This window comes from Streptomyces sp. NPDC058375, from assembly GCF_042723425.1.
GTDB classification, from domain to species: domain Bacteria; phylum Actinomycetota; class Actinomycetes; order Streptomycetales; family Streptomycetaceae; genus Streptomyces; species Streptomyces durocortorensis.
Window position 1 is genome coordinate 1 of record NZ_JBHXJG010000123.1, and the last position, 20,889, is coordinate 20,889.

The following is a 20,889-nucleotide window of genomic DNA, read 5'->3' on the forward strand; positions in this document are numbered from 1 at the left end:
GGCGGGCGCCCCTTCGGCGTCGAGCTGTCAGACCTTGGTGCGGGAGGTGTTGTAGAGCTTGGCGGCGAGGTCGGCCATCTCCTCCTGCGGCACGGACTTCTCCGTCAGCGCCGAGGCGACGTCGAGACCGGCGACGATGCCGACCGTGCTGTAGTCCGCCCAGATGCAGACCGGCATGGTGAACTGCTTCGGCCCCTTGGTGGGGGTGCCGTCGCCCTTGTCGTTCACCATCTTCAGGTCCTGGCACTTCATCAGAGCGCCGTCGAAGCCGTCCGGCTTGAACTCCTTGGGGCTGCCCACCAGGGAGGTCTTGCCGCCACCGCTGCCGGTGTCCTTCGTCATGTTCTTCTCGGCCTTGGTGAAGGCGTTGTCGAGCGTCTTCGCCGGGTCCGGGACCTCACCCCAGACGCCCTCGAAGATCAAAACCTTCTGGGCGAGGGGGTTGTCCTCGGTGCCGGCCTTGTACTGAGCCCCCGCCTCGTTGGCGTCCTTGACGCCCATGGCCTCGGCCTCGGTCTTGTCCTCGCCGGTGACCGGGCCGGACGGCGCGGGCTTGGACGCGTCCTTCGTGTAGTCCTCCACGGAGGCCGGGGGCGTCAGCTTGTACCCCCTCGTGGAGTCCGCCACGTCACTGCTGCCGCCGGAGGTCAGGAAGTACACCCCGCCCGCGATGACCGCCAGCGCCACCACGGCGCCACCGACGATCAGCCCGGTCTTCTTCTTCGGCTGCGGCGGCTGAGCCCCGTAAGGAGGCTGTCCGCCGTACGGCGGCTGGGGCGGCTGCTGGCCGTACGGGCCCGGCTGCTGGGCCTGCGGGTAGCCGTAGCCCTGCGGCTGCTGGGGCTGCGCGTACGGGTTCGGCTGCTGCGGGGGGACGCCCTGCGGAGCCTGCTGCGGGTAACCGTAGCCAGGCTGGCCCTGGGGCGGCGGGGCGCCGTACGGGCCCGGCTGCTGTCCGTACGGTCCGGGCTGGCCCTGCGGCGGCTGCCCGCCGTACGGGCCCGGCTGGTTGTAGCTCATTGCGGTGTCCCCTCCAGAATTCCTTATGCGTTGCGGACATCCTGACGGAAGCCGCCCTGACATGGGGGATCGGCCCGGACACCGTTACTCAACCAATCCGTTTCAGTGCAGACCTGTGACGGCCCTAAACTGTCTCCCGTGACCGAGAACTCATCGCAGCAGCCAGCCAGCAACCCCGAACTGCCGACCACGTACGCGCCGGCCGACGTAGAGGGGAAGCTGTACGAGCGCTGGGTAGAGCGTGGTTACTTCGAAGCCGACGAGCACAGCGACAAGCCGCCCTACAGCATCGTCATCCCGCCGCCGAACGTCACCGGCTCCCTCCACCTGGGCCACGCCTTCGAGCACACCCTGATCGACGCCCTCGTCCGCCGGAAGCGGATGCAGGGCTTCGAGGCGCTGTACCAGCCGGGCATGGACCACGCCGGCATCGCCACCCAGAACGTCGTCGAGCGCGAGCTCGGCAAGGAGGGCAAGTCCCGCCACGACCTGGGCCGCGATGCCTTCGTCGAGCGCGTCTGGCAGTGGAAGAACGAGTCCGGCGGCCAGATCTCCGGCCAGATGCGCCGCCTCGGCGAGGGCGTCGCCTGGTCCCGTGAGCGCTTCACCATGGACGAGGGCCTGTCCAAGGCCGTCCAGACCGTCTTCAAGCAGATGTACGACGACGGGCTCATCTACCGCGCCGAGCGCATCATCAACTGGTGCCCCCGCTGTCTCACCGCGATCTCCGACATCGAGGTCGAGTACCAGGAGGACGACGGCGAGCTCGTGTCCATGACGTACGGGGAGGGCGACGAGACCATCGTCGTCGCCACCACCCGCGCAGAGACGATGCTCGGTGACACGGCCGTCGCCGTCCACCCCGACGACGAGCGCTACCAGCACCTGATCGGCAAGCAGATCAAGCTGCCGCTGACCGACCGCACCATCCCCGTCGTCGCCGACCACCACGTCGACCCGGAGTTCGGCACCGGCGCGGTCAAGGTGACCCCCGCGCACGACCCGAACGACTTCGAGATCGGCAACCGTCACGACCTGCCGTTCATCACCGTTCTCGACGAGCGCGCGGTCATCACCGTCCCCGGCCCCTTCGAGGGCCTGGACCGGCTGGAGGCCCGCTCCGCCATCGTCGCCGCCCTGCGTGCCGAGGGCCGGATCGTCGCCGAGAAGCGCCCCTACGTCCACTCCGTCGGGCACTGCTCGCGCTGCAAGACCACCATCGAGCCGCGCCTGTCGCTCCAGTGGTGGGTCAAGGTCGCCCCGCTCGCCGAGGCCGCCGGTGACGCGGTCCGCGACGGCAAGGTCAAGATCCACCCGCAGGAGATGGAGAAGCGGTACTTCGACTGGGTCGACAACCTCCACGACTGGTGCATCTCTCGCCAGCTCTGGTGGGGTCACCGCATCCCCGTCTGGTACGGCCCGAACGGCGAGGTCGTCTGCGTCGGACCGGACGACGAGGCGCCCACCGGCGAGGGCTGGACCCAGGACAACGACGTCCTGGACACCTGGTTCTCCTCCGGCCTGTGGCCCTTCTCCACGCTCGGCTGGCCCGAACGCACCGACAGCCTCGCGAAGTTCTACCCGAACTCCGTCCTGGTCACCGGCTACGACATCCTCTTCTTCTGGGTCGCCCGGATGATGATGTTCGGCCTGTACGTCAACGACGGCGTCCCGCCGTTCGGCACCATCGTCCTGCACGGCATGGTCCGCGACGAGCACGGCAAGAAGATGTCGAAGTCCTTCGGGAACGTCGTCAACCCGCTGGACTGGATGGACAAGTACGGCTCCGACGCCCTGCGCTTCACCCTTGCGCGCGGCGCCAACCCCGGCACCGACGTCCCGATCGGCGAGGACTGGGTCCAGGGCTCGGCGAAGTTCTCCAACAAGATCTGGAACGCCACCCGCTTCGCCCTGATGAACGGCGCCACGATCGAGGGCGAACTCCCTTCGGCCGAGGAGATGTCGGTCACCGACCGCTGGATCCTGTCGCGCCTCAACAAGACCGTCGCGGATGTCGACGCGTTCTACGACGACTTCCAGTTCGCCAAGATCAGCGAGGCGCTGCGCCACTTCGCGTGGGACGAGGTCTTCGACTGGTACGTCGAGCTGTCCAAGACCACGTTCTTCGCGGGCGGCCGCCCGGCCGAGGTCTCGGGCCGGGTCCTCGGCGAGGTCCTCGACGTGATGCTGCGGCTGCTGCACCCGATCGTCCCGTTCGTCACGGAGGCGCTGTGGACCGCGCTCACCGGACGCGAGTCGATCGTCATCGCCGAGTGGCCGGCCGACTCCGGCTTCCGCGACGACGCGGCCGAGAAGGAGATCGAGCTGGTCCAGCAGGTCGTCACCGAGGTCCGCCGCTTCCGCAACGACCAGGGCCTTCAGCCCGGCCAGAAGGTCCCGGCCGAGCTGACCCTGACCGGCACAGCGCTCGCCCCGCACGAGGCGGCCATGCGCCAGCTCCTGCGGCTCCAGCCGGCCGGCGACGGCTTCCACGCCACCGCGTCCCTCCCCGTCGCCGGGGCCACCGTCGCCCTGGACCTCTCCGGCACGATCGACGTGCCGGCCGAGCGCAAGCGCCTCACCAAGGACCTGGAGGCGGCGCAGAAGGAGAAGGCGCAGGCCACCGGCAAGCTCGGCAACGAGGCCTTCCTGGCCAAGGCCCCGGACAACGTGGTCGACAAGATCCGCGGCCGGCTCTCCAAGGCCGAGGCCGACATCGAGCGGATCTCCGCCCAGCTGGCGGCCCTCCCGCAGAGCTGATCTGCCAGGGGGTGTCTGATAATTCGGCGCGGGCGGGCGACGCCCGGCACGGCACCTCGCGGCGTTGCCGAAAAGCCCTAGTAGCTCCGCTACGAGGACTGTCCGGCGCCTTGCGATGCACCGCACCTGACGCCGCCCGCTGATCCACGCCGAATTATCAGACACCCCCTGCGCGAAGCCCCCGCACCCCCGACCGACCGGGGGTGCGGGGGCTTCGCCGTGCAGCCGCCCGGGCAGTCCGCCGGGCGCTGCGCGCGATGTCGGTGCCCATCCGTAGACTGGGCCCGTGAGTGAGCCCCGCCCAGACCGGCACGACGCGTCCGATCCCGACGACACCTTCGAGGAGATCGTCGACGAGGCGACCCAGCGCGACCCCGACCTGGCGGTGATCGAGGCCGGGAGCCGCACGCTGCGCGCCCACTCGGGTCAGCCGCAGGGCGAAGCGGTCCCGGCCCGCCCGGCCGACCCCGAGACCGACAAGGCGCTGCGCGCGGTGGAGCAGGAGCTCGCCGGACGCTGGGGCGAGACCAAGCTGGAGCCCTCCGTCACGCGCATCGCCGCCCTGATGGACGTCCTCGGCGAGCCGCAGCGCGCCTACCCCTCGATCCACATCACCGGCACCAACGGCAAGACCAGCACGGCCCGCATGATCGAGGCCCTGCTGAACGCCTTCGAGCTGCGCACCGGCCGCTACACCTCCCCGCACGTCCAGTCGATCACCGAGCGGATCAGCCTGGACGGCTCCCCGATCGAGGCCGACCGGTTCATCGAGACGTACGAGGACATCAAGCCGTACGTGGAGATGGTCGACGCCCAGCAGCCCTACCGGCTCTCCTTCTTCGAGGTCCTCACCGGCATGGCGTACGCGGCCTTCGCCGACGCGCCCGTCGACGTGGCGGTCGTCGAGGTCGGCATGGGCGGCACCTGGGACGCCACCAACGTCATCGACTCCACGGTCGCCGTCGTCACCCCGATCTCGCTGGACCACACCGACCGGCTCGGCACCACGCCCGCCGAGATCGCCGGGGAGAAGGCCGGTGTCATCAAGCAGGGCGCCACGGTCATCCTGGCGCAGCAGCCGGTGGACGCCGCGCAGGTGATGCTGAAGAAGGCCGTCGAGGTGGACGCCACCGTGGCCCGCGAGGGCATGGAGTTCGGCGTCACCTCCCGCGAGATCGCGGTCGGCGGCCAGCTCCTGACGCTACGGGGACTCGGCGGCGCGTACGAGGACATCTTCCTTCCGCTGTACGGGGCCCACCAGGCGCACAACGCCGCGGTGGCGCTCTCCGCCGTCGAGGCGTTCTTCGGTATCGGCGCCGAGCAGGCCCGCTCCCTCGACATCGACGCCATCCGCAAGGCGTTCGCCTCGGTGGTCTCGCCGGGCCGCCTGGAGGTCGTGCGCTCCAGCCCGACCGTCGTCCTGGACGCCGCGCACAACCCGGCCGGGGCCAAGGCGGCGGCGGACGGCATCTCCGAGGCGTTCAGTTTCTCCCGGCTGATCGGCGTGGTCGGCACGAGCGGCGACAAGGACGTCCGCGGTCTCCTGGAGGCCTTCGAGCCGATCTTCGCCGAGATCGTCGTCACGCAGAACTCCACCCCGCGCGCGATGGACGCGGACGAGCTGGCCGCGATCGCCGTCGAGGTCTTCGGCGACGACCGGGTCCAGGTGGAGCCGCGGCTCGACGACGCTCTGGAGGCGGCGATCACGCTGGCCGAGGAGGAGGACGAGTACGCGGGCGCCGGGGTGCTGGTGACCGGATCCGTGATCACGGTCGGCGAAGCCCGGCTGCTGCTGGGAAGGGGCTGAGAAGCAGATGCGTACGCTCTGCGCCTCGACGCTGATCGGTGAGTTCTTCGTGATCGGCTTCGCCGGTCTCGTCGCGATGAAGCTGGACGACGCCTCCATGACCCTGGTCTGGACGGTGTGCGGCATCGGCATGGTCCTGTCCGTGCTGCTGTGCGGCATGATCACCCGTCCGGGCGGCATCCAGCTCGGCTGGGCGCTCCAGGTCGCGCTGGTCCTCAGCGGGTTCGTGGTCCCGATGATGTTCATCCTGGGGCTGGCCTTCGGCGGACTGTGGTGGGCCTCGATCCACTACGGCCGGAAGATCGACGAGGCCAAGGCCCGCTGGGCCGCCCAGCAGGAAGCCGAAGAGGCCACGGCCTGAGCACCCCGGGCGGGCTCGAACGCCCGCCGCCCTCCCCGGCCCCGGCGGATCCAGGCCCGAAGGTCACCCAGGGTGAACCCGGGCGCGGACTCGCCCCCGTACCCCTGTAATCTCGCCTCACCGCACCCGTATGCCTGGCCTTGCAAGGAGCCGTACATGACTCAGCGCACTCTCGTCCTGCTCAAGCCCGACGCCGTTCGCCGTGGCCTGATCGGCGAGATCGTCGGCCGCATCGAGCGCAAGGCGAACTGGCGGATCACCGCCCTTGAGCTGCGCACCCTGGACCACGAGACGCTGGAGCAGCACTACGGCGAGCACAAGGGCCGCCCGTTCTACGAGCCGCTCATGGAGTTCATGGCCTCCGGCCCCGTCGTCGCCCTGGTGGCCGAAGGCGAGCGGGTCATCGAGGGCATCCGCGCCCTGGCCGGCCCCACCGACCCGATCGCCGCCGCGCCCGGGTCGATCCGTGGTGACTTCGGCACGATCACCCGGGAAAACCTCATCCACGCCTCGGACTCGGAGGAGTCCGCAGAGCGAGAACTGAAGCTTTTCTTTCCGGGACTTTCCTGACCCGATCGGCCAAACAGCGCTGTAAGCGAGGGGCGACCGAAGTAATTCGGCCGCCCCTCGGCATAGGGTTTGGGATCGCGGGAACGCATCCCTCCGACGTAACGTCACCATGGGTAGAACGGCCACCCGTTCCGCCCACAATGGCGAAGGACCCTCGCGCTGTGTCCGTGCATACGGCACTACGATGGAAGCTTCCACGCCCGCAGCGCCAACCTCGCCTACCAGAACAAGCCATCTTCGCTACCTGGGAAGGCCCGACGCATCCTCATGGGGAACAAGGGGAACTCAATGTCGTTCATCGGCCGTGACATGGCTATCGACCTCGGGACTGCCAACACGCTGGTGTACGTCAGGGGGCGCGGCATCGTTCTGAACGAGCCGTCCGTCGTGGCCATCAACACCAACACCGGCGGAATTCTGGCGGTCGGCTCCGAGGCCAAGAAGATGATCGGGCGCACGCCGGGCAACATCGTTGCCGTGCGGCCGCTGAAGGACGGCGTGATCGCCGACTTCGAGATCACGGAGCGGATGCTCCGCTACTTCATCCTCAAGATCCACAAGCGCCGCTACCTGGCCCGCCCCCGCGTCGTCGTCTGCGTGCCCTCCGGTATCACCGGGGTCGAGCGCCGCGCCGTCATCGAGGCGTCCACGCAGGCCGGCGCGCGCCAGGTGCACATCATCGAGGAGCCCATGGCCGCGGCCATCGGCTCCGGCCTGCCGGTCCACGAGGCCACCGGCAACATGGTCGTGGACATCGGCGGCGGCACCACCGAGGTCGCCGTGATCTCGCTCGGCGGAATCGTCACGGCCCAGTCGATCCGTACCGCCGGTGACGAGCTGGACAACGCGATCATCCAGCACATCAAGAAGGAGTATTCGCTCCTCCTCGGTGAGCGGACCGCCGAACAGATCAAGATCACCATTGGTTCGGCGTACGACCTGGACAAGGACGAGCACACCGAGATCCGCGGCCGCGACCTGGTCTCCGGGCTGCCGAAGACGGTCGTCATCTCGGCCGCCGAGGTCCGCAAGGCCATCGAGGAGCCGGTCAACGCCATCGTCGACGCCGTGAAGACGACGCTCGACAAGTGCCCGCCCGAGCTGTCCGGCGACGTCATGGACCGCGGCATCGTCCTCACCGGTGGCGGCGCGCTGCTGCGCGGTCTGGACGAGCGGCTGCGCCACGAGACGGGCATGCCGATCCACATCGCCGAGGACCCGCTGGACTCGGTGGCGCTCGGCTCCGGCAAGTGCGTCGAGGAGTTCGAGGCGCTCCAGCAGGTGCTGGACGCCCAGCCCCGCCGCTAGACGTCCTTCGGGACACACCCGATCCGGCGAGCGGAAGCTGACGCTCCGTCCGCCGGATCGTTGATATAGATCGTTGCTGTACGCGTACCGGAGCGGGGACACACCGAACCGGTACCCCGTACGGAGACGTATACAGGCACGAATATTCCGACGAGGAAGGCACGGCCGCCGCACGTGAGGGACACACGAGAGAGCCGGCTGCTCCTGGTGCTCTTGATCGCCATCGCATTCGCCCTGATCACGGTCGATATCCGAGGCGGCGAGGAGTCACCGGTCGACGGCGCGCGGCAGGCCGCGGCCACCGTCTTCGGGCCGATCGAGAACGGCGTATCAGCGGCGGTCGACCCGGTGGGCAACGCCATAGGGGCGGTGCGGGACTCCGGCAACCGGCACGACCGGATCTCCACCCTGGAGCAGGAGAACGCCGCGCTGAAGGCCAAGCTCGGCAGCGACGACCGCACCAACAGCCGGGTCCGTCAGCTCGACGCCATGCTGAAGAACGCGGGCGCCGGCCAGTACGGCATCAAGGGCGCCGAGGTCATCGCCATAGGAGCGGCCCAGGGCTTCTCCTGGACGGTCACCATCGACGCCGGGTCGAACGACGGCATCCGCCGCGACATGACCGTCCTCAACGGGGAAGGGCTGGTGGGCCGGGTCACCACCGTCGGCCCGAGCACCGCGACGGTCCTGCTCGCCAACGACCCCGACTTCACCGTCGGCACCCGGATGGAGAAGACCGACGAGCTCGGCTTCGCCACCGGCCAGGGCTCGCGCCCGCTGTCAGTCCAGTTCCTCAACGGCAAGGCCGAGGTGAAGGCCGGCGACCGGCTGGTCACCTTCGGCTCCAGCAAGGACAAGCCCTTCGTGCCCGGCGTCCCGGTCGGCGAGGTGGTCCGCGTCGACCCCTCCGGCGGCGAACTGACCCGGACGGTCTACGTGAAGCCGTACGTCGGGTTCACCAAGCTCGACATCGTCGGCGTCGTCGTCCAGGCCCCCCGCCAGGACCCGCGCGACACGGTCCTGCCCAAGCAGCCCGCCAAGACGAAGCCGAAGCCGACCCCCACGGTCACCGTCACGGTCCAGCCCAACGGCGACCTGGTGGACGGCTCCGGCAAGGTCGTCGGCAACATCAACGAGAACGGCGACGCCGCCGGTGACGCGGCAGGCGACCAGCAGGGCAACGCCCAGCAACCCGACAACGCGGCCAACGACCAGGAGTAGAGCTGATCCCCATGCGCATCAACCGGACTCTGCTCTCCACCGCCCTGGTCGTCGTCGCCCTGGTCATCCAGGTCTCCGTCCTCGCCCGCCTCCAGCTCCCCGGCGCCGTCCCCGACCTGCTGCTCCTCACCGTCCTCGGACTCGCCTTCGTGTACGGGCCGGTCAGCGGCGCGTTCATCGGCTTCGGCGCGGGACTCCTCGCGGACCTCGCCCCGCCCGCCGACCACGCCGTGGGCCGCTACGCCCTGGTGCTCTGCGTCATCGGCTACCTCGCGGGCCTGGCCCGCCCGGAGAACGGGCAGCTGAAGTCGGCCTTCGCCCCGATGGCCGTGGTCGTCGCCGCGGCGATCGGCTCGACCCTGCTGTACGCGGGCGTCGGCGCGCTCGTCGGCGACACCGCCGCCCGCCATGTGGGCCTGGGCAGCCTGCTGTTCACGGCCGCGATCTACGACCTGCTGCTGGCACCCTTCACGGTGCCGCTCATCATGGCGCTGGCCAGACGCACCGAGAACGACCCGCTCGCCGAAGCATCCTCCGGCAGCAACGACGTCGCCGCCGGCTGGCTCGCCTCGGGCACCGGTCTGCGGATCGGCAACCAGCGCGGCGGCCTGCGAGTCAAGGCCGCCCGCAGCCGCGCCGCCCGCGCGGGCCGGATCAAGGGGGTCAAGCGACTGTGAAGCCGTACGCGACCGAGGAGGCCGGGGGGCGCTCCATGAGGCTGTATTTCCCGGCGGACGACCCCCGTACCCCCAGCAGGACCACCACCGGGGGCACCGCGTGAGCAACATTCCCGAGACCGGGCGGACCCAGCGGGTCCAGATCCGGCTCATCGTCATCCAGGTCCTCGTCTTCTCCCTGCTGCTCACGCTCGGCGGACGCCTCTGGTACCTCCAGATCCGCAACGGCGACGAATACACCGCCGAAGCCGCGGGCAACGGGGTGCAGCAGGTCGTCCAGCCGGCCGTGCGCGGCTCGATCCTCGACGCCCGTGGCGTACCGCTGGCCGACAACGAGACCCGTCTCGTCGTCTCCGCCAGCCGCACCGAGCTGCTGAAGATGAAGGACGACGGCGTCGGCGTCCTCACCCGCCTCGCCGAGGTCCTGGACATGAAGCCCAAGGACGTCCGGGACAAGGTCCGCCTCTGCGACTCCAAGACGCCCCAGCCCTGCTGGAACGGCTCGCCCTACCAGCCGATCCCGGTCACCGACGAGGCCACCACCCAGCAGGCCCTCCAGATCCGCGAGCGCGCCGAGGATTTCCCCGGCATCACCGCCGAACCCACGGCCGTGCGCCGCTACGCCGCGCCCGGCAAGGCGAAGACCGCGCAGGTGCTCGGCTACCTCTCGCCCGTCACCGACGACGAGCTCCAGAAGGCGCAGGACGGCCCGTCGCCCTACCTCCGCTCCGACCAGGTCGGCCGGTCCGGGATCGAGCGCACGTACGACAAGGAGCTGCGCGGCAAGGCGGGCGTCACCCGCTACGAGGTCGACAACCTCGGCCGCGTCATGGGCGAGGCGGAGAACGACCCCGCGGTGGCCGGCTCCACCCTCGTCACCAGCCTCGACGCGCGCGTCCAGGCGGTCGCCGAATACGAGCTCGCCGCCGCGATGAAGCAGGTCCGGAACGAGACCGACAAGATCACCGGCCGGAAGTACGAGGCCGACTCCGGCGCCGTCGTCGTCATGGAGTCGAAGACCGGCCGCATCGTGTCGATGGCCTCCCAGCCCGACTACGACCCCAACGACTGGGTCGGCGGCATCTCCGGCAAGCAGTACGCCAAGCTCACCAGCAAGAAGTCCAACTACCCGCTGCTCAACCGGGGCATCCAGGGCCAGGCTCCGGCCGGCTCGATCTTCAAGGTGGTCTCCGCCAGCGCCGCCGTGCGCGGCGGGCACGCCTTCAACGACCGCTACGAATGCAGCAGCTCCTACAGTCTGGGCAACCAGACCTTCGCCAACTTCGAGTCCCAGGGCCATGGGCCCATCACCCTCGGCGACGCGCTCAAGTACTCCTGCAACACCGTCTTCTACCGCCTCGGCCACGAGGAGTGGGTGAAGGACGGCGGCATAAAGCCCAAGAAGGACGCCAAGAACTGGTTCTACCGCACGGCCCGTGACTTCGGGCTCGGCTCCGAGACCGGCATCGACCTGCCCAACGAGGTCAAGGGCCGCATCCCGGACCGCCAGTGGAAGCAGGACTTCTGGGAGGCCAACAAGGACGCCTGGTGCAAGGAGGGCAAGAAGGGCGGCACCTACGTCCAGCAGATCGCGTACGAGAGCTGCCTCGAAGGCAACCAGCTCAAGGCCTACGACAGCATCAACTACTCGATCGGGCAGGGCGACGTCCTCGTCACGCCCATCCAGATGGCCACCGCCTACGCCGCCATCAGCAATGGCGGCACCCTCCACGAGCCCACCGTCGGCAAGGCCGTGATCAGCCCCGACGGCAAGACCGTCCAGGAGATCAAGCCCAAGGTCAGCGGGAAGCTCCCGGTCAACGCCCAGACCATCAAGGACCTCGACAAGGGCCTGCGTTCGGTGGTCGAGCCCGGCGGCACCGCCGCCTGGCGGTTCGGCGGCTGGCCGCAGGACAAGATCCCGATGCGTGCCAAGACCGGCACCGCCCAGGTGTACGGCAAGCAGACCACCGGCTGGTTCGCGACCTACACCGACGACTACACCATCATCATGACGATCTCCCAGGGCGGCACCGGCTCCGGCTCCGCCGGGCCCGCCGTCCGCAAGATCTACGACGCGCTCTACGGCCTGGACGGGGAGGGCAACCAGGACAAGAAGAGGGCCCTGCTGCCCGAGCCCCAGAAGGCGCTGCCGAAGATCCAGCCCGACGGCTCGATCTTCGCGCCGAAGATCAAGCCCTACGACCCCACCCCGGTCACGCCCGAGGAACAGCCGGGGGGACAGGAACCCCAGTTGCCCCTGCCGCCCGGAGGACAGCCCGGACTCACCGGATCACCCGCTTCGACGGGGAGGCAGCCGTAATGGCAGGTGGATTCTCCGTCTCCCGGTACGGCCCCGACCAGGGCTCCTGGGCCAAGCTGACCGCCCGAGACTCCCTCGTACGGCGGCTGGACTGGCCGCTGCTCGGGGCCGCGGTCGCGCTCTCGTTCGTGGGCGGGCTGCTCGTGTGGTCCGCGACCCGCAACCGCGACCACCTCACCCAGGGCGACCCGTACTTCTTCCTCGTCCGGCACGCCCTCAACACCGGCATCGGCCTCGCCCTGATGATCGGCACGATCTGGCTCGGCCACCGCACGCTGCGCGGGGCCGTCCCGGTCCTCTACGGCATCTCGGTGCTGCTGGTCCTCGCGGTCCTCACGCCGCTCGGCACCACCGTCAACGGCGCCCACGCGTGGATCAAGCTGCCGGCCGGATTCTCGATCCAGCCCTCCGAGTTCACCAAGATCACCATCATCCTCGTGATGGCGATGCTGCTGGCCGCCCGCGTCGACGCGGGCGACCAGGCCCACCCCGACCACCGCACCGTCGCCAAGGCGCTGGGCCTCGCGGCGGTCCCGATGGCCATCGTCATGCTGATGCCGGACCTCGGCTCGGTGATGGTCATGGCCGTCATCGTCCTTGGCATCCTGCTGGCCTCCGGCGCCTCCAACCGCTGGGTCTTCGGCCTCATCGGCGCGGGCGCGGGCGGGGCCGTCGCCGTCTGGCAGCTCGGACTGCTCGACGACTACCAGATCGCCCGGTTCGCCGCCTTCGCCAACCCCGCGCTCGACCCGGCGGGCGTCGGCTACAACACCAACCAGGCCCGCATCGCGATCGGCTCCGGCGGACTCACCGGCACCGGCCTCTTCGAAGGCACCCAGACCACCGGTCAGTTCGTGCCCGAGCAGCAGACCGACTTCGTCTTCACCGTCGCCGGCGAGGAACTGGGCTTCCTCGGAGCCGGGCTGATCATCCTGCTCCTGGGCGTCGTCCTGTGGCGCGCCTGCCGGATCGCCCGCGAGACCACCGAGCTGTACGGCACGGTCGTCGCCGCCGGGATCATCGCCTGGTTCGCCTTCCAGTCCTTCGAGAACATCGGCATGACGCTCGGCATCATGCCGGTCGCCGGACTGCCGCTGCCCTTCGTCTCCTACGGAGGATCATCGATGTTCGCCGTCTGGGTCGCGATCGGCCTGCTCCAGTCCATCAGGGTGCAACGGCCGATGTCCGCCTGAACCCGGGCGGTCGCGGGTAGGTGTCCGTACATGGCGGACACCAAGCGCGAGATCGAGCGGAAATACCAAGCCACCCAGGACACCCGGCTGCCCGACCTGACCCGGGCGGCCGGGGTCGACCAGGTCGCCCCATGCGGCCGGACCGAGCTGGACGCCGTCTACTGGGACACCGCCGACCTCCGCCTGGCCGCCGACGCCCTCACCCTGCGCCGCAGGACCGGCGGGGCCGACGAGGGCTGGCACGTGAAGTTCCCCGTCGCGCTCGGCGTCCGGGACGAGATCCACGAACCGCTCTCCGACACCCTGCCGGCCTCGCTGGCCGCTCTCCTGCGCTCCCGGGTCCGCGACGCGGAGATCGCCCCCGTCGTCCGGCTGCTCTCCTCGCGGGACATCCACCACCTGCTGGCCGACGACGGCACTCTCCTCGCCGAGGTCAGCGTCGACACGGTGCTCGCGGAGCGCCTGGCGGGGGAGGGGAGCGGCACCACCGCCGCCTGGACCGAGATCGAGGTCGAGCTGGCCGACGACGGCGACCCGGCCGTCCTGGACGCCGTCGAGAAGCGGCTCCGCAAGGCCGGGGTGCGCCCTGCGGGGTCCTCGTCGAAGCTCGCCCGGGCGCTGGCGGAGACGACCCCCGCACGGGACGGTGAAAAGCCGGAAGAGGACGCGCCGCAGACCGCGGGCGACCACGTCCTCGCCTACGTACGGAAGCAGATCGCCACGATCGTCCGCCTCGACCCCGCCGTCCGCCGCGACCTCCCCGACTCGGTCCACAAGATGCGCGTCGCCACCCGCCGGTTGCGCAGCACCTTCAAGACCCACCGCAAGATCCTCGACCGCGAGGCCACCGACCCCCTCGGCGCGGAGCTGAAATGGCTCGCCGCCGAACTGGGCCTCGACCGCGACCAGGAGGTCCTGGACGAGCGCATCGGCTCCCGCGTCGAGGCCCTGCCCGTCACCCTGACCCTCGGACCGGTGCGCGGCCGGCTCCGCGCCTGGTCGGCCGCCCGCCGCACCGGATCGCGCCGCAGGATCATCGACGTACTGGACGGGCAGCGGTATCTGGACCTCCTGGAGGCACTCGACGCGCTGAGCGCCGAACCGCCCCTGCGCCCCGCCGCCCGCAAGGCACCGGGCAAGGCCCTGCCCCGGGCGGTCCTCAAGGACTACGAGAAGCTCGCACGCCGCATGGACCACGCCCTGGAGCACCCGCCAGGCCCCGAGCGGGACACCGCGATGCACGAGGCCCGCAAGGCCGCCAAGCGCGCCCGGTACGCGGGTGAGTCGGCCCGCCCCGCGCTCGGCAAGCCCGCCAAGCGCTTCGCCAAACGCGTCAAGGCCGCGCAGTCCCTCCTCGGCGACCACCAGGACAGCGTCGTCGCCCGCGAGGCCCTGCGGACCCTTGCGATCCAGTCGCACGCGGCGGGGGAGACCGCGTTCACCTGGGGACTTCTGTACGGGCAGGAGGAGGCCGCCGCCGAGGCCCGGGAGCGCGAGCTGCCCGAGGTCTGGGCCCGTGCGTCGGACCTCGGACTGCGGGCGGATCTGAAGGGCCGGTGACCGGGGTACGCTGGATGGTCACCCCTGCCGGCTCACGAAGGTTCGCGAGATGTCTGCCGCATCGGTCTTCCCACAGCTCGAAGCTCTGCTCCCGCATGTGCAGAAGCCCATCCAGTACGTCGGCGGTGAGCTGAACTCCACCGTCAAGGACTGGGACAGCTGTGACGTCCGCTGGACCCTGATGTACCCCGACGCCTACGAGGTCGGGCTCCCCAACCAGGGCGTCATGATCCTGTACGAGGTACTGAACGAGCGCGAGGGCGTCCTCGCCGAGCGCACGTACAGCGTCTGGCCCGACCTCGAAGAGCTGATGCGCGAGCACGACGTGCCCCAGTTCACCGTGGACAGCCACCGCCCCGTCGGCGCGTTCGACGTCTTCGGGCTCAGCTTCTCCACCGAGCTCGGCTACACCAACATGCTCACCGCCCTGGACCTCGCGGGCATTCCCCTGGAGTCCAAGGACCGCACGGTGGACCACCCGATCGTCCTCGCGGGCGGCCACGCGGCCTTCAACCCCGAACCGATCGCGCACTTCATCGACTGCGCGGTCGTGGGCGACGGCGAGCAGGCCGTCCTGGAGATCACCGAGATCATCCGCGCCTGGAAGGCCGAGGGCCGCCCCGGTGGCCGTGACGAGGTGCTCTTCCGGCTCTCGAAGACCGGCGGCGTCTACGTCCCGCGCTTCTACGACGTCGAGTACCTCCCCGACGGCCGCATCGGCCGTGTCGTGCCCAACCGGTCCGGCGTGCCGTGGCGGGTCTCCAAGCACACGGTGATGGACCTCGACGAGTGGCCCTACCCCAAGCAGCCCCTCGTCCCGCTCGCGGAGACCGTGCACGAGCGGATGTCCGTGGAGATCTTCCGCGGCTGCACCCGCGGCTGCCGTTTCTGCCAGGCCGGCATGATCACGCGCCCCGTGCGGGAGCGAAGCATCACCGGCATCGGCGAAATGGTCGACAAGGGTCTCAAGGCGACCGGCTTCGAGGAGGTCGGCCTCCTCTCGCTCTCCTCCGCCGACCACAGCGAGATCGGTGACATCGCCAAGGGCCTCGCCGACCGCTACACCGACGACAAGATCGGGCTCTCGCTGCCCTCCACCCGCGTCGACGCGTTCAACGTGGACCTGGCCAACGAGCTGACCCGCAACGGCCGTCGCTCCGGTCTCACCTTCGCCCCCGAGGGCGGCTCCGAGCGCATGCGCAAGGTCATCAACAAGATGGTCTCGGAGGAGGACCTGATCCGCACGGTCGCCACCGCGTACGGCAACGGCTGGCGTCAGGTGAAGCTGTACTTCATGTGCGGCCTGCCCACCGAGACCGACGAGGACGTCCTCCAGATCGGTGACATGGCGGTCAACGTCATCGCCAAGGGCCGCGAGGTCTCCGGCCAGAACGACATCCGCTGCACCGTCTCCATCGGCGGGTTCGTGCCCAAGCCGCACACCCCCTTCCAGTGGGCCCCGCAGCTCAGCGCCGAGGACACCGACGCCCGGCTGAAGAAGCTCCGCGACAAGATCCGGGGCGACAAGAAGTACGGCCGCTCCATCGGCTTCCGCTACCACGACGGCAAGCCCGGCATCGTCGAGGGCCTGCTCTCGCGCGGCGACCGCCGAGTCGGCTCCGTCATCCGCGCGGTGTACGAGTCCGGCGGCCGCTTCGACGGCTGGCGCGAGCACTTCAGCTACGACCTCTGGATGAACTGCGCCGAGAAGACGCTGCCCGAGTACGGCGTCGACGTCGACTGGTACACCACCCGCGAGCGCACCTACGAGGAGGTCCTGCCCTGGGACCACCTCGACTCCGGCCTGGACAAGGACTGGCTCTGGGAGGACTGGCAGGACGCGCTCGACGAGACCGAGGTCGAGGACTGCCGCTGGACCCCCTGCTTCGACTGCGGCGTCTGCCCGCAGCTCGACCTGGACATCCAGATCGGCCCGACGGGCAAGAAGCTGCTCCCGCTCAGCGTGGTGAACAAGTAGCGCGTTTCCGAACGATCACCAGGCCCGGTCCGGCAACCCCGGACCGGGCCTGACGCGTCCTTGACGACATGGACTACGGCAAGCACCAGACCCCTCAGGGGTACGAGCCCGGCGAGGGCATCCTGACCACGCTGATCAGGATCCCGGTACGGATCGTGGTCCTGGTGCTCGTCCTGCCCGCCCGCATGGTCTGGGACGCGCTCACCGCGCTCTGGCACGCAGCCGACCGCGTCCTGCTGCGCCCGCTGGGCCGGGCCCTCCTGTGGCTTCTCGACACGCTCGTCCTCACCCCGCTGACCTGGCTGTACACCTGGGTCCTCGCACCCCTCGGCAAGGCCGTCTCCTGGCTGGCCGTCGCCCTGTTCATCTGGCCCTGGATCGGCCTGTGGCGGTACGTGATCGTCCCCGTCGCCCGTTACGGGATCGCCGCGCCGGCGGTGTGGCTCTACCGGTCCGTCCTCACCCCGCTGGGCCACGGTCTGCGGTGGATCGGCACCGCCCTGCTCCTCCCGGCGCTGCACGGCCTCGGCAACGGCCTCGGCTGGCTGATCACCGTGCTGCTGATCGTGCCGCTGGGGTTCCTGTGGCGGTACGTGATCCTCCCGGTGGTGCGTTACGGCCTGGTCGTCCCGGTGGTGTGGCTGTACGAAGCCGTCCTCACGCCGATCGGCCGTGGCACGGTCTGGATCCTGAGCGCGCTCTGGCAGGGCGCCGCCTGGGTTCTGGGCCAGATCTGGCGGGGGATCACGGCCACCGGACGCGGTCTTGGCCTGGCGGGCGCCTGGCTGGTGATGACGCTGCTGGTCGCGCCCCTCGCCTGGACGTACCGCCAAATCCTCGCCCCGGTCGGCCGGGAGATCGCCGCCGCGTTCGAGGTCGCCTGGCGGGTCGCCGGATACGTCTCCCGGGCCGTCGGCCGGGCGCTCGCCACGATCGCCTGGTACCTGATCGGCGCACCGGTCTCCTGGGCGTACCGCACCGTGTGCACCCCCGTCGGCCACTTCCTGCGTGACGCGGTGTGGGCCCCGGCCCGGCGCGCCGCCGCCGAAGCGGGCCGGGCCGCCCGCGCGGCCCTGGCCACCGCCCGGGAAACCGTGCGCCAGGCGCGTCGCGACGCCTGGCGGGCTCTGGTCGGCGCCCCGGCCGCCGAGCGGTCCCGGGAACCGCGAGGGATCCCTGCGCGTACTCTGGGTAGTACAACGACTGTCCCCAGCGCGGCGCAGGCGTCCGAGACCCCTCTGGGCGGCGATCCATTCGCCAAACAGGGGTGAGCCGGAGCGGCACCCCGGGGGCCACCCGTATTTCGTGGGCGGCGCGCCACCGCGCCCGCCCCGCACCGAGGAGAAGAACCACTGGGCAAGCGACAGCCCGAAGGCCCGCCGCCCGCACCGGCAGTGCAGCGCATCCGCCTGCGCTACACCAAGCGCGGCCGCCTCCGGTTCACCAGCCACCGAGACTTCCAGCGAGCCTTCGAGCGGGCACTGCGCCGCTCCGAGGTGCCGATGGCGTATTCGGCGGGCTTCACGCCCCATCCCAAGGTCTCCTACGCTAATGCCGCACCCACCGGCACCGGCAGCGAGGCGGAGTTCCTGGAGATCGCCCTCACCCAGGCGCGGGATCCCGAGGTCCTGCGCGGACTGCTCGACGCGTCGATGCCGGACGGCCTCGACATCATCGACGCGGTGGAGGCCCGCACCTCGGGTCTCGCCGAGCGGCTCACCGCCTCCGTCTGGGAGATGCGCTTCGACGGCGTCGAGCCCGAGGACGTCCGCACGGCCGTGGCCGCGTTCAACGACGCCGAGACCGTGGAGGTCCAGCGCAAGGCCAAGAACGGCATCCGGACGTTCGACGCCCGCGCCGCCGTCGCGGACCTGCGGGTCGTCGACGCTCCGGCCGATAGGCCGGGTGAGCGGCCCTGTGCGATACTGCGCCTGGTTGTTCGGCACGTGACACCTGCCGTGCGACCCGACGACGTCCTGTCCGGTCTCCGAGCTGTGGCCGACCTGGCGCCGCCTGTCCCCGCTGCGGTGACGAGGCTGGCGCAGGGGCTCTTCGACGAGGAGTCCGGCACGGTGACCGACCCGCTCGCGCCCGACCGCGAGGCCGCCCCGACCGCACATCCCGCGGTCGCCGGGGCAGCCGTCGCGACGGCGCCGGAAGGTGCAGGTTCCGCGTAAGGCGGTCGTTGTAGCGCAGCCCTCCGACTCGGGAGCCACCTGGGTCGGGCCGCGCACTGACCCACAAGACTTTCGCCAGGCCGTACGCACACCGCATACGGAACCGGCGAGCCAGACATCAGTTCCCGTGCGGCGCCCGCGCCCCGGACGGCGGTATCGCACCTCTGCGGACCGAGCCGGACCGGAATCAGACGCGGCGCCCGGGAGCACGACGGGAGAACCGCCCGCATGCCTCAGCCGAACGAACCCGGCACGACCGGGAACAACGACGAGAACACCCCCGGCGACAAGCTGCCGCCGCGCCGCAGGCGCCGCGCCGCTTCCCGCCCCGCCGGCCCGCCCGGCGGCCCCGTGAGCGCCGCCGAGGACGTCACGCCGGCCATACCGGCCGCCGAGTCCGCCGCCCCGGCCACGGACGACACGCCCGGCGAGACGGTCGCCGAGACCGCCCCGCCCGCCCGTACCCGCCGCCGCGCCGTGCGCAAGGCCACCGCGCCCGCAGGCGCCCCCGCGCCGGTGGAGGCGGAGACCGCCGAGCCCGCCCCGGTCGCCGAGGCCCCCGAGCAGCCCGCCGCCGATGAGGAGCCCGCCGCACCCGCGCCGCGCACCCGCCGCCGCGCGGTCCGCAAGGCGACGGCCCCGGCGGGTGCGCCGCAGGCCGCCGAGACCCCCGCCCCGGTGGTAGAGACCCCGGCCGCTGCGGAGCCCGAGCTCGCTGCGGAGCCCGGCTCCGAGGAAGAGACCGAGGTCGCCGTGGAGATCCCCGAAGAGGCCCCGGCGCCCCGCCGCCGTCGCGCCTCCCGCAAGGCCACCTCGCCCGCCGGCGCCCCGCAGGCAGCCGAGGCCGCTGTCGTGGTCGAGCCCGCCGCCGCAGAGCCCGCGCCGGTCGCCGAGCCTGCCGCCGCCGAGCCCGTGGAGGCCCCGCGCGGCCGTGCCCGCCGCCGTGCTTCCGCCCCGGCCGGTGCGCCGCAGGCCGCCGCGCCGGTGAGCGAGCCGGAGCCGGCCGCCGCCGAGCCCGCCGCCCCCGCCGCCGATGCCGAGGCCACGGAGGAGGCTCCGGCCCCCCGTACCCGCCGCCGCGCGTCCCGCAAGGCGACCTCGCCCGCCGGTGCGCCCCAGGTGACCGAGACCGCCGCGTCCGCCGAGGAGCCCGTCGAGGCCGGCGAGAGCCTGCCCGCCGCCGTCGCCGAGGAGCTCGCCGCCGAGGTGGAGGAGGTCGAGGAGGCCGCTCCGCGCGGACGCCAGCGCCGCCGGGCCACCGCCGCCGCCGGCCGCCCCGAGTTCACCGCCAAGACCGAGGAGCCGAGCCGCAAGGGCCGGCGCGCGACGCGCCCCGCCGTCGCCGTCTTCCAGGCACCGGTCTTCGCCGAGCCGATGTTCCAGACCCCCGAGACGGCTGCCGCCGCCGCTGCCGCCGCCGGCTCCTCCTCCGCGTACGACGAGGCCGACGAGGCCGAGGAGCAGCAGACCGCCGAGGTCGAGCAGAGCGCCGCGCCCGCCGAGGCCGCGCCGCAGGGCGGCTCGCGCCGCCGTCGCCGCCGCCGTGGCGAGGCCGAGCCCACCGAGCAGGCCGCCGAGCCCGCCGCCCCGGTGGAGACGCCCGCCGAGCAGACCGCCGACGAGGCCGAGGCGGACGAGCACGAGGGCGAGGACAGCGACGAGTACGGCGACCGCCCCTCGCGCCGTCGCCGTCGTGGCGGCCGTCGCCGCCGCCGTGGCGAGGCCAACGACACCGACGACGAGCAGAACACCGACGACGCGCCCGCGCCGTCCCGCGCCGAGGAGTCCCGCTCCGAGCAGGAGCCCTCCGACGCCGCTGACGCCGCCGACGAGAGCGACGAGGACGACGACTCCTCGGCCTCCGGTTCGAGCAGCAGCCGGCGTCGTCGCCGTCGCCGCCGTCGCAGCGGTGACGCCGCCGCCGAGGCCGAGCA

General features: G+C 71.0%; 14 protein-coding genes and 1 pseudogene. 14 read left to right on the forward strand and 1 reads right to left on the reverse strand.

The genetic code is table 11. The annotated features are described in order from the left end of the window. Positions 1-27: 27 nt before the first annotated feature. The gene (locus ACFWM7_RS20325; protein ID WP_383262572.1) at positions 28-1,020 is read right to left on the reverse strand and encodes a hypothetical protein; all 993 of its coding nucleotides are present in this window, start codon (positions 1,018-1,020) and stop codon (positions 28-30) included. Between the two features lie 138 nt (positions 1,021-1,158). On the opposite strand from ACFWM7_RS20325, the gene ACFWM7_RS20330 reads away from it, so the two are divergent. From ACFWM7_RS20330 to ACFWM7_RS20395, 14 genes and pseudogenes are all read left to right on the forward strand, one after another. Next, positions 1,159-3,780 carry a valine--tRNA ligase gene (locus ACFWM7_RS20330; RefSeq protein ID WP_383262574.1) on the forward strand — a complete coding sequence of 874 codons (2,622 nt, stop codon included), beginning with the start codon at positions 1,159-1,161 and terminating at the stop codon, positions 3,778-3,780. A gap of 286 nt (positions 3,781-4,066) precedes the next feature. Further along, a complete protein-coding gene (locus ACFWM7_RS20335) occupies positions 4,067-5,587 on the forward strand; it encodes a bifunctional folylpolyglutamate synthase/dihydrofolate synthase (RefSeq protein ID WP_383262576.1) in 1,521 nt (506 codons plus the stop codon). 7 nt (positions 5,588-5,594) lie between these two features. Beyond that, positions 5,595-5,948, forward strand: a complete 354-nt coding sequence (locus ACFWM7_RS20340) for a DUF4233 domain-containing protein (RefSeq protein WP_383262577.1) — start codon at positions 5,595-5,597, stop codon at positions 5,946-5,948. A 156-nt stretch (positions 5,949-6,104) separates the two neighbouring features. Continuing rightward, entirely contained in the window at positions 6,105-6,518 is a 414-nt protein-coding gene (gene ndk, locus ACFWM7_RS20345) for a nucleoside-diphosphate kinase (protein ID WP_383262579.1), read from the forward strand. Positions 6,519-6,806: 288 nt separating this feature from the next. Beyond that, a complete protein-coding gene (locus ACFWM7_RS20350) occupies positions 6,807-7,826 on the forward strand; it encodes a rod shape-determining protein (RefSeq protein WP_006124407.1) in 1,020 nt (339 codons plus the stop codon). Between the two features lie 174 nt (positions 7,827-8,000). After that, positions 8,001-9,047, forward strand: a complete 1,047-nt coding sequence (mreC, locus tag ACFWM7_RS20355) for a rod shape-determining protein MreC (protein ID WP_383262581.1) — start codon at positions 8,001-8,003, stop codon at positions 9,045-9,047. Between the two features lie 11 nt (positions 9,048-9,058). Then, entirely contained in the window at positions 9,059-9,724 is a 666-nt protein-coding gene (mreD, locus tag ACFWM7_RS20360; RefSeq protein WP_383262582.1) for a rod shape-determining protein MreD, read from the forward strand. Between the two features lie 100 nt (positions 9,725-9,824). After that, positions 9,825-12,047, forward strand: coding sequence for a penicillin-binding protein 2 (gene mrdA, locus ACFWM7_RS20365; protein ID WP_383262584.1), 2,223 nt, complete (start codon positions 9,825-9,827; stop codon positions 12,045-12,047). Continuing rightward, positions 12,047-13,240: a rod shape-determining protein RodA gene (gene rodA, locus ACFWM7_RS20370; RefSeq protein WP_383262586.1), complete on the forward strand. Its 1,194-nt coding sequence runs from the start codon at positions 12,047-12,049 to the stop codon at positions 13,238-13,240. The genes mrdA and rodA overlap by 1 nt, the downstream gene beginning before the upstream one ends. Before the next feature lie 30 nt (positions 13,241-13,270). Next, a complete protein-coding gene (locus tag ACFWM7_RS20375; protein ID WP_383262587.1) occupies positions 13,271-14,800 on the forward strand; it encodes a CHAD domain-containing protein in 1,530 nt (509 codons plus the stop codon). Between the two features lie 49 nt (positions 14,801-14,849). Further along, positions 14,850-16,778, forward strand: coding sequence for a TIGR03960 family B12-binding radical SAM protein (locus tag ACFWM7_RS20380; protein WP_383262588.1), 1,929 nt, complete (start codon positions 14,850-14,852; stop codon positions 16,776-16,778). 68 nt (positions 16,779-16,846) lie between these two features. Further along, positions 16,847-18,049 carry a hypothetical protein gene (locus ACFWM7_RS20385; protein ID WP_383262590.1) on the forward strand — a complete coding sequence of 401 codons (1,203 nt, stop codon included), beginning with the start codon at positions 16,847-16,849 and terminating at the stop codon, positions 18,047-18,049. A gap of 123 nt (positions 18,050-18,172) precedes the next feature. Next, the gene (locus tag ACFWM7_RS20390) at positions 18,173-18,955 is read left to right on the forward strand and encodes a TIGR03936 family radical SAM-associated protein (RefSeq protein WP_383262591.1); all 783 of its coding nucleotides are present in this window, start codon (positions 18,173-18,175) and stop codon (positions 18,953-18,955) included. A 228-nt stretch (positions 18,956-19,183) separates the two neighbouring features. Then, a pseudogene (locus ACFWM7_RS20395) lies at positions 19,184-20,889 on the forward strand (ribonuclease E/G); the annotation flags it as partial.